Below are 9,388 nucleotides of genomic sequence, written 5' to 3'. Positions count from 1 at the left end.
GCGCCGCGAGCTCCCAGGCGGCGGCGCGAGCCTGCCACCTTTTCGGTCCGTCAATCGAGTTCGTCATCGCCCTTCCCCTTCCTCGCCATCCGCACGATCCAGCGCGCGTGCACCGCCACATGCACTACTAGCAGTGCAAGCAGCAGCTTCGCCGCAATCGCATGCAACGGGTCCCAGAAAAAATAACCGGGTGCGTACAGCCCGAGCACCTGCAGCACCGTGCCCGACACCATGAGACCCGAGACCGTCGCCACCATGAAACCCACCACGATAAGCGCGTCCAACACGAGGTTTCCCCTGCGCACCCACGATGGGTCGCGATACGCCGTGCGCACCGCATCCACCGCCCAGTCGACATGGGCGGCCGCATGCACCAGGAACACGACAACCAGCCCAAGCCCCGCCCATTCGTGCACCGCGATGCCCGTGAAGACAGGATTGGCCACAACCGCGTATGCTCCCAACGCGAGAATATCGATCACGAGGTTTTTCTTCGCATCCACAGCCACTCCGCCTCCTAAAGTTTCCGCACCAGCAGCACCAAGGCCACCACAAGCACCACCGGCGCGAGCACCCACAGATTCAGACTCGCGTCGGATGCCTGGCGGTAACGCGTGGCCAGCGTGTCCCACGCATGGCACTCCACGCTCGAGCAGGAGGCTTCGGGACAGTTCATCTCGTGAATGCCGTCGGGCGCGGGCACGTCGTCGAGCCCGTGGCATTCTCCCGACGCGCACCCGACGGCCGGGCAAGGAGAATCGACTGTTATCGCCTGCGGCGGGCCTACCGTAGCATCGACCACCAGGCCTGCCCCGAACACGCAGGACCCTACCAGCAGAAACGCCGCCAACGTTATCACGAGTTTTCTAACCATGGGAACCATCGCCTTCAAGTAGGAGGGCGCCTGCCGCACGATAACGCGCAGGCGGCGATGGGCGCCCCGTCGAACCACGAAGGCGCGCCGGGCAGGGAGGGTGGACGTTCGGACCCGGCGCGCTTCGAACGAACAGTCGTTGCCGTTACTCGGCCGGCTTGAGAGGTAGGAACTTCAACCCTGCCAGCAAAAGGAGCGCCCCCAGGCCCACCACGCCCAGCGCCACGCCGAACTCGAGCGGCGTCGGGAAGTAGACCATACCCTGGTAGGCGCCCGCCATGCCGGACTCCCAGCCGGTGACGGTGTAAGGCGTCAGGGGACCGGCCATGTCGATGTTCGGGATCTGGAAGCCACCGACCAGCAGCTGCACGCGCTTGCAGAAGATGCCCACGATGGCCAGCAGCGATGCCACCACGATGAGCGGGCTCGTGCGCAGCCTCGGCACGAAGCACACCACGGCGCAGAGGATGCAGCCCACGACCTCGGTCCAGAAGAACGGTGCGAGCGGCCCGGCGGTCAGCATGGCGACGACCTCCGCGCCCGAGGCGTTCGGGAAGCCGGCGGTCAGGAGGTCGCAGGCGAAGAAGTACAGGTCCACCAGCACGAACGCACCCAGCATCTTCGCCAGCTTCACGATGCTCGCCTGGTCGAGCTCGAGGTAGCCCGCCCGGCGCAGCGCGATGACCACCACGAGCACGAGCGAGGTGCCGCACACGAGCGCCGAGGACACGAACCACGGGGCCAGAAGCGCCGTGTACCACATCTCGTGGCTCTGCTGCAGGCCGAAGATCCAGGCCGTCACCGAGTGCACCAGGATGGCGCACGCAAGCGCGACCACGCTGATGGCGCGCAGCGACCTCTCGGACCCCTTGCCGCCCTCGAAGCGCAGCGTGGCCCACAGGTACGCGATGGAAAGGACGAGGTAGGTGCCCAGCACGACGATGTCCCACATGAGCGGCGAGCCGAGGTTCGAGTACGCGAACAGCTCCCACAATCGCGCCGGGTGCCCCAGGTCCACCACCACGAAGGCGATGGCGAGCACCGTGCAGCAGATGGACGTCCACACAGCCACCTTCGAGATGCCGCCGAAGCCCTTCATACCGAACGCGCGCGGCACCGATGAGATGATGAGGCCGCCAGCCGACAGGCCCACCAGGAACATGAACAGGGTGATGTAGAGCCCCCACGAGTCGAAGTTGCGCATCCCCGTCTGCACGAGGCCGCCGGAGAGCTGCACGACCCACAGGGCGAGGCCCGCGACGGTCACGACGGCAGCGACCGCGATGCCGATATTGATTCCCCTGCCCCCGAATTTGGCAGCAGGGACCTTGGGCGACGAAGCTCTAGGCGATGGTGTCGCCGAAATATCCTCGGTCATGATAGTTCTCCTTCCAAGCTAAACGAGGTAGTAAACGGACGGTTCCGTTCCGCGCTCCGGCAGCAATTGCTGGTATCCGCGTTCGCGAATAAGGCGAGAGACGTCAGAGTCAGGATCGTTTAAATCCCCGAAATGCCGAGCACGGGCAGAGCAAGCCTCAACGCATGCAGGCGCTAACCCCTTAGCAAGCCGATGCCAGCACATGGTGCATTTTTCTACAACATGTTTCTGATGCCCAGGCACATCGGAGTCTCCGACGGAGAATTCAAGATGATACCTCGGCTCTTCCCAGTTGAACGAGCGCACACCCGTGTAAGGGCAGGCCGCCATGCACATACGACAACCGATACACTTGTCATAGTCTTGACGCACGACTCCCGTTTCCTCATCCTTGTAAGTCGCCCCTACCGGACACACCTTCACGCACGCAGGGTTTTCGCAATGCTGACAGGCAAGCGTTATGTTGTACATTTCAAGATTCGGGTACATCCCTGAAGGTGCATCCATGTGATTGCCGCCGACCGTCATCACCCGGTTCCACCAATTGAAGTTAGGAAGATTATTTTCTATCTTGCAAGCGACTGCACATGAATTGCATGCTATGCAACGCTTGGTATCTATCGTCATTCCGAGCCGTTCTTTTACCACAGTGCTCACCCCTCATTCCAGACACGAATCTCGACCAGATTGTCGAAATAGCTCTCATTCACCCCAACTGGATCGTAGACCGAAGTCAGCAATTCCGACCACGATCCGGCTTTGAATTGGTTTTGCTGCCAGCTTTTCGGGTACACCGTACATCCGGGACGAACGGCATCGTTAAGGATGGCTTTCGCAACGCAGTGGCCGCGATCGTTGTACACTTCCACATAGTCGCCATCTGCTATATTGCGCTCGCCAGCATCGACGGGATTCATTTTGATAGTCGGCTCGGGGTCGAGCTCGCGCAGGTACTGGTTGTCAGACCACATGGAATGCACGCGGAATCTTGGACGTTCGCTCAAAAGAATGAGCTTGTATTTATCCCAGGCAGGACTTCCTTGGTACGCCTCAGTCGGATTGAAATACCGCGGCAAGTGTTCGCGTTCAACATCGAATTCTTGCCCCATATCAAACTGAACGGTCGGATTCTCTACATAGAACTCCATTCGCCCAGAAGGAGTTTTGAATTCGGCATTCTCCCACGGTATCCAAGGCTTGCTTGGATACCAATACATGTCTTCGTTCTTTTTCACGTTTTCCCAGGTTATACCTAGCTTTTCCAAAGCCGGCGTATTGATGACCTGTGCCATGTATTGGTCATCGGAAAGAGAAAGCAAGTCAGGATGGCCCATCTTTTCGGCAAATAGGCGAAGGATATCCAAGTCAGACTTCGACTCGTACAAAGGATCAATCGCTTTTTCACTATAGATAAAGCATTGCGTGGCCGAAATGGCAATCACATCTTGTTGCTCGAACCAATGCGCAGCTGGAAGAACGATGTCGGCATACTTGACCGTATCGGTAAACGTATAATCGGCAACGACGAGAAAATCGAGATTTCCTACAATATCGCGTAGGTATTCATTAGTGTTTACTTGATTGCAAACGGGGTTCCCTGAATAAACGTAGAGCGACTTAATAGGATAATCTTGTCCTTTATACTTACCAGTACGCATTATTTCGGGCAAAAACAGCGCCGATATCATGGGATATTTTGCAGCCGTCATGCCCTTTACCAAAGCATTGATGCCCCAACAGGGTTTAAAATCACCAATACCGGTACCCGCACCCGGATAACCTATTTGCCCCGTTAAAGCCGCCATGGTTATATTGGCATGGGCGGCGTGCACGCCATTCGTGTATGAGTTGGATCCCCAGCCGAGTCGATGAATGCACGGACCATCCACCGCCATATGGGCCAGTTCGATAATAGTATCAGCGGGGATATCGCATATCTTCGAGGCCGCTTCCGGTGAATAGTCCATGATATCGGCAACGAGAAGATCGTATGCGGTACGACAAGTGACCCCGTTAAAGTTATACGTTCCGCTTAGCCTGGGGTCCTTGGCATCATCAGCTCCGACCGGCTTTCCGTCGAATTCGAGCACCGCCGGCTGGTCTACAATCTTCGTTATCGTCGAACCCTGGCCAACAGCGGCGCCCTTGTTAGAACTTGAGGCGGCCGAAACCTGCTCTCTGCTTACCTCGATAACAGTCGGCTCCACCCCAAGATCACTCATGCGAAGGAATTTCCCTGTATCTTCTCTGACTAGAAACGGAGCGCACGTGTGCTCCTTGAGAAACGGCCTGTTCTCAAGCTCCTCACTCACCATCACATACATCATAGACAACGCGAGCGCAGCATCGGTTGCTGGCTGTATCGGCACCCATTTGTCTGCTTTAGCAGCTAATTGCGTTAAAACTGGATCGATAACCACCAGCTTCGTACCTGATTCTTGAGCTTCCGCTATGAAATGCCAATCGTGCATCTGGGCATCTGTGATATTGGCTCCCCAGACAAATAGCGTTTTAGCATTCTTGAAGTCCGAAGGATCATTAAGAACCCAATCGCCCAGGCTGCCTACAACGCGATTGACGCCACGCGTATTTGCCTGATCACGAGCAATCTTGATCTGCGTTGCATTGATCTTATTGAAGAAAACATTGAACATGGGAGAAGCAACGCCGCTGATCGTTCCCATATTGCCCGATCCTCGCGTGTAAGCAATTGCCTGGTCGCCGTACTTCTCTCGTATCGCCTGCCATTTTTCAGCAATTTCAGTCACAGCTTCATCCCAGCTGATGCGCTCCCACTCTCCCGCGCCTCGATCTCCGACACGCCTCAAGGGATATTGGATCCTGTTCGGACCGTAAACGTTGTAGGGGTGACTTAAACCACGCAGACAAATCCTATCGATCTCGCCGTTCGGAAAGGAATTGAATTTGCGCTTTGAAGTCTTTACGATTTTGTTATCGCGAACATGGACGTTGAGCTTGCAAGTGCCAGAGCAATTGCCGCGGCAGACTCCGCAGAATACATGTTCGCTCTTCGTTTCATCCTGACCTGACTCGTAATTTGCCGCCAAGGCCTGGAGCGACGGCGTTGCGGCGGTACCGACCGCGGCCAGACCGGCCGCAACGGCAGTCGTCTTGAGAAAGCTTCGGCGCGTGAACCCAGAATGTGGGCGTTCGTTTCCTGACATATCTCCTCCTCAAAGATCATCAGGATACCCTGGAGAAAGCTGCTCGGGAAAACGTAGTGCGCACCTCCGCTCCCCTCGCTTGGCCTTCGGGATACCCCCTTGTTAATCCTCGTATTGGCCAATCTCGATATTGTCACATTATCACAATGTCTTGCGACAATCAATAGAATAAACTATGCCGGATCGGAGATAGAAGGAGATAGAAGGGTCATCTACGATGTGCTAGCCGAACGCCTTCATGCGAACTTTGGCGCCGAAAAGGATGCGGTCGGCCAATGCATCGGCTTCCTCGCCGAAGCCCGAGCATACCGCCTGCTCCGCCGCACGCCGCAGCGCATCGGGCAGCTCATGTCGCAAGCGCGCACGCTCGTCCGCAGCCTGCCAAGCTGGCTGCCTCAGCTCTTTCGCAAGCAGGTCGAAGTCGTCGGCATTCACCTTGTCGATATTCAGGTGTTCCCCCACGCGCAGGCCCATGCTGCGACTCGGTTTGGCTCCGCACCGACCGTCGTACACCGCTGTCGACACAAGATCATAGGCCGGAACAAAGCGCACGGAGTTGGAGCCAGTCCAGGCAAGCGAATAGTTTTTAAGATGCGCGCCGCAATTGCTGATCAAATAGTTGTACAGCATCAAGCTGGTGCTGGGAATAACCGAGCTGTTTCCGTCGCGCACGAACGATCGCGCCAAAGTCACCTGCCGAGAGTATTCGATTCATACCGCGTTCCCGTTCGGGATGAACCCAGCGACTTGAGAACACTATTACCGATCGGGAACGGTCAAGAGGTTTTCGCGCTGTTGTTCCCGATCGGTAACGGCACGTCGGGCGGGCGCGCGCCTAGTGCGCGAGTTTCTTGTTTGCCAGTCGGGCGGCCACCATGGCGATGATGTCGTCGTCGGCGAGGCCGGCGTTGGCGCAGGCGCGGATCATGTCGTCCACCAGCAGCTCCACCGGGCTGTTCGCAGCCAGGTCGGCGCCCACGGAATGGCGCTCGGCCACGAATGTTCCCCTGCCCTTGCGGGTGGAGATATAGCCCTCGCGCTCGAGGTCCATGTAGGCTCGGTTCACCGTGTTGTAGCTGATGTCCAGGTCCACGGCCAGCGCGCGCACCGTGGGCAGGCGGTCGCCCGGAACGTAGGCGCCCGAGCCTATGAGATAGGCGATGCGGCTCTTCACCTGTATCCATACGGGCAGGCCGCTGCTGTAATCTATTTCGAACGACTCAAGCGGGCTCATGGGGCTTTCTCTCACGGTGTCGGTTAGCTTTCATCATAACAGAACCACGTTGCCGCAGGTTGCAGGCCTTGCAACGTTCGCGCAATCCCCGCAACGGGAGTGCCGCGGGCGAACGATCCGTACGAGAGACGCCCCTCGGGTAAACGGTTCAATCCCCATGCCGACCACCGCTTTTCCCCGAACCAGTGCCTCTTCGAGCCCTCCGTTCCGCACCGGGACGGGACGGCTTTCGGTTGCCGCCCCGATAGCCGGGCTCATTGCCGGCCGCCCCTCACCGCGTCCGACGGCGCCCTGCCGAGCCCGTCGGCACCGGCCTTGTCCGCGGCGTCGGCGAAGCCGTCCGAGAACGAGCTCGGCACCGTGACCACGGCGCTCTTTGACTTCTTCACGGTGTCGTACTGCATGAGCATCGTGCGCAGCTTCAGGGCCGCGTCGGGATCGCCGTAGATGCGCGCGGCCTCGGCCAGCATCTCGGCCAGGTCGCTCTCCACGCTGGCCACGGACATGCGCGCGTTCTTCTCGCGGTCGGCCTGGGCCTCCAGGCTCATGGCCTCCTGCAGCTCGTCGGGGATGCGGATGTCGCGCACCTTCACCGAGATGATGTCGACGCCCCAGTTGGCCGCCTCCTTTTCAATGTCCTCCTTTATCTCGATATCCAGCTGGTCGCGGCGCAGCGCCACCTCGGCCACGGTCGAACGGCCCACAGCCTCGCGCATGGCCGTCTGGGCGAGAAACGACACGGCGGCGTAGTAGTCCTCCACTTCGGTGCACGCCTTCTCGGCATCCCACACCACCCAGAACAGCACCGCGTCCACCGTCACCGGCACGAGGTCGGCCGTGAGCGTCTTCTCGGCGTAGAACGGCGTGGCGATAGTGCGCTGGTCCACGCGGATGGTGCCGTGCTCGATGAGGGGAATGGTGAGGTACAGGCCCGGCCCCACGACGCGCGCCAGCTTGCCGAAGCGCAGCACCACCACCTTCTCCCAGGAGAGCGCAATGTGCGTGGAGGACAGCACGAGCAACGCCGTGAGCAGCGCAGCGACGATGGCAGCGAGGCCGATGCCGCCGGTCGCGACGAGGGCGACGCCCAGCACGACAGCGCCCGTCATCGCGAACACGGCGATACTGAAGATGACCGCGCCGTTGCGCGATGACTTGCGCGGCACGTACGAGGTGGCGGCCCTGATCTCGGCCTCCTTGTCGGTGAGCTCGTAGGGGGCGTCCCGCATGGTGCGGTCGGCTTTTCGTCGTCTCATGGCTTTGCCTCTCATCCTATCGTCAAACCGAACAGCAGGCCGGGCAGCTGCGTCGCATCGTAGGCCCCGGCGCCCACGAGGCAGAACCTAAGCGCGAACCCGCCCGCCAGAAGCGCCGCCGCGATCCACAGAAGCTGCGTGCGGCTGTTGCCGTGCGTGAGGCAGCGCTCGAGCGCGAATGGAACCGCCAGGCCGCACAGGACCGCACCGCCCCAGAACGCCCAGCGCAGATCGCCCGCGACGAGCGCCTGCGCTGCGAGCGCCGTGCCCTCTCCTGCAAACGCCCAGGCTAGATAGCCAGCCATCACCAGGGCCTCCAGCACCAGCAGTACTCCGTCGACGAGCGCCAGGCGAGCGAGCGGGCGCGTGATGGGCCGACGCGTCTCGACGAACGCGGCGCCCAGGAAGGCGCAGGCGATGCCGCACGACAGCGAGGACAGCGAGAACAGCATCGGCAGAAGCGGCGTCTGCCAGAACAGCACCGACGCCAACCCCTGCAGCAGCACGCCCGTGTACGCCACGGCCACGAGCCCCGCCGCCACGCCGGCCACGGCCGCTCCCCACACAACAGCGGGCCGGACGCGCACCCCGTCCAGCAGCTCAACCAGCGAGAACACGCCGGCGCAGGCAAGCGCGAGAACCAGCGCGTAGGCGCCCACGGCGATGGCCGACGGCTCCGGGGACGTGAGCAGGTTCAGCAGGCGCTCCGGGCGGCCGAGATCCACGAGCAGGCAGAGCATGCCCGCCGCCAGGGCCACGAAGCACACGGGCCAGCCGCGTGCGAAGAACTCGTCGGGCAGCGCGAGCGCCCGCTCGACGCGCGCAGCCCGGGCGGGAGGGAGCGCGAACCGACGCCGCACGTTGGCGCATTCGAGCGCGCCCAACACGACGAGCGCCCCCGCCCCGGCTCCGCCGAGGAACAGATAACCTGTCGTGAGCAGGTTGAACATACGTATCTCGACCCCCTGTGCAGCCTGCAGGCGCGGCAGGCCGGCCCCTCAGACCGCTGGTCGCCCTCCGCCGCGGATGCGCTCTTGCGACGAGCACGCCGACTGCCGCGAATGGCGCTCGCATCACGCCCGACAGCATCTTATTTGTCGCAATGTAACAAATCATAGGTATTATAGCACCATCGTAACGGAACGGCGACCCCGCGCCCGCATCCCGCCAATCACCCAGAAGCGCCGCCGACCATCGCCGGGCAGCCCCGCCGCTGCCATAGCCTCGATTCTCGTCCACACTCTTGATCAGGCGAAACGTATCATTTCCCCTGTTCAAGAATCTGCGATCATGTGGACGAGAATCGAGGCTATGGCCAAAAAGCGCCTCCCCTACCCGACAAGCGCGCCCAGCAGCGCAGCGGCGGCACGGCAGAAGGAGACGTCACCCCGCCGCCCACCCGCCGCACTCGGCTGGTTTCCCTCGGCCGGTGCCGGGCGCGTGGCAATGCCGTGACGGAAG

General features: G+C 60.7%; 9 protein-coding genes. All 9 read right to left on the bottom strand.

Features of this window, described 5'->3' with window-relative positions:
* Nucleotides 1-50 precede the first annotated feature (50 nt).
* Nucleotides 51-503: a DUF4405 domain-containing protein gene (locus GPA_RS08430; RefSeq protein WP_041240297.1), complete on the bottom strand. Its 453-nt coding sequence runs from the start codon at nucleotides 501-503 to the stop codon at nucleotides 51-53.
* A 14-nt stretch (nucleotides 504-517) separates the two neighbouring features.
* Nucleotides 518-874: a hypothetical protein gene (locus GPA_RS08425; protein ID WP_041239337.1), complete on the bottom strand. Its 357-nt coding sequence runs from the start codon at nucleotides 872-874 to the stop codon at nucleotides 518-520.
* Nucleotides 875-1,019: 145 nt separating this feature from the next.
* Nucleotides 1,020-2,252 carry an NrfD/PsrC family molybdoenzyme membrane anchor subunit gene (gene nrfD / locus GPA_RS08420; protein WP_041239336.1) on the bottom strand — a complete coding sequence of 411 codons (1,233 nt, stop codon included), beginning with the start codon at nucleotides 2,250-2,252 and terminating at the stop codon, nucleotides 1,020-1,022.
* A gap of 18 nt (nucleotides 2,253-2,270) precedes the next feature.
* The gene (locus GPA_RS17435) at nucleotides 2,271-2,879 is read right to left on the bottom strand and encodes a 4Fe-4S dicluster domain-containing protein (RefSeq protein WP_083809010.1); all 609 of its coding nucleotides are present in this window, start codon (nucleotides 2,877-2,879) and stop codon (nucleotides 2,271-2,273) included.
* A 26-nt stretch (nucleotides 2,880-2,905) separates the two neighbouring features.
* Nucleotides 2,906-5,437: a molybdopterin-containing oxidoreductase family protein gene (locus GPA_RS08415; protein WP_041239335.1), complete on the bottom strand. Its 2,532-nt coding sequence runs from the start codon at nucleotides 5,435-5,437 to the stop codon at nucleotides 2,906-2,908.
* 222 nt (nucleotides 5,438-5,659) lie between these two features.
* On the bottom strand, nucleotides 5,660-6,130 hold the full coding sequence (locus GPA_RS17430) for a HipA domain-containing protein (protein WP_331429721.1): 471 nt from the start codon (nucleotides 6,128-6,130) through the stop codon (nucleotides 5,660-5,662).
* A gap of 142 nt (nucleotides 6,131-6,272) precedes the next feature.
* A complete protein-coding gene (locus GPA_RS08405; protein ID WP_015539601.1) occupies nucleotides 6,273-6,671 on the bottom strand; it encodes a GntR family transcriptional regulator in 399 nt (132 codons plus the stop codon).
* 254 nt (nucleotides 6,672-6,925) lie between these two features.
* Complete coding sequence (locus GPA_RS08400) at nucleotides 6,926-7,927, bottom strand: slipin family protein (RefSeq protein WP_156790974.1); 1,002 nt, start codon at nucleotides 7,925-7,927, stop codon at nucleotides 6,926-6,928.
* A gap of 11 nt (nucleotides 7,928-7,938) precedes the next feature.
* The gene (gene nrfD / locus GPA_RS08395; RefSeq protein ID WP_015539599.1) at nucleotides 7,939-8,877 is read right to left on the bottom strand and encodes an NrfD/PsrC family molybdoenzyme membrane anchor subunit; all 939 of its coding nucleotides are present in this window, start codon (nucleotides 8,875-8,877) and stop codon (nucleotides 7,939-7,941) included.
* Between the last annotated feature and the right edge of the window lie 511 nt (nucleotides 8,878-9,388).

The organism is Gordonibacter pamelaeae 7-10-1-b (assembly GCF_000210055.1).
Taxonomy (GTDB): Bacteria; Actinomycetota; Coriobacteriia; order Coriobacteriales; family Eggerthellaceae; genus Gordonibacter; species Gordonibacter pamelaeae.
The sequence above is the reverse complement of the archived record's forward strand: the minus strand, read 5'-3'. Positions and strand labels throughout refer to the sequence as shown.

Coding starts and splice junctions, on each gene's coding strand:
- GPA_RS17435 (WP_083809010.1), bottom strand. CDS start 2,879: ATGACGATAGATACCAAGCGTTGCATAGCATGCAATTCATGTGCAGTC.
- GPA_RS08400 (WP_156790974.1), bottom strand. CDS start 7,927: ATGAGACGACGAAAAGCCGACCGCACCATGCGGGACGCCCCCTACGAG.
- nrfD (WP_015539599.1), bottom strand. CDS start 8,877: ATGTTCAACCTGCTCACGACAGGTTATCTGTTCCTCGGCGGAGCCGGG.
- GPA_RS08405 (WP_015539601.1), bottom strand. CDS start 6,671: ATGAGCCCGCTTGAGTCGTTCGAAATAGATTACAGCAGCGGCCTGCCC.
- nrfD (WP_041239336.1), bottom strand. CDS start 2,252: ATGACCGAGGATATTTCGGCGACACCATCGCCTAGAGCTTCGTCGCCC.
- GPA_RS08425 (WP_041239337.1), bottom strand. CDS start 874: ATGGTTAGAAAACTCGTGATAACGTTGGCGGCGTTTCTGCTGGTAGGG.
- GPA_RS08415 (WP_041239335.1), bottom strand. CDS start 5,437: ATGTCAGGAAACGAACGCCCACATTCTGGGTTCACGCGCCGAAGCTTT.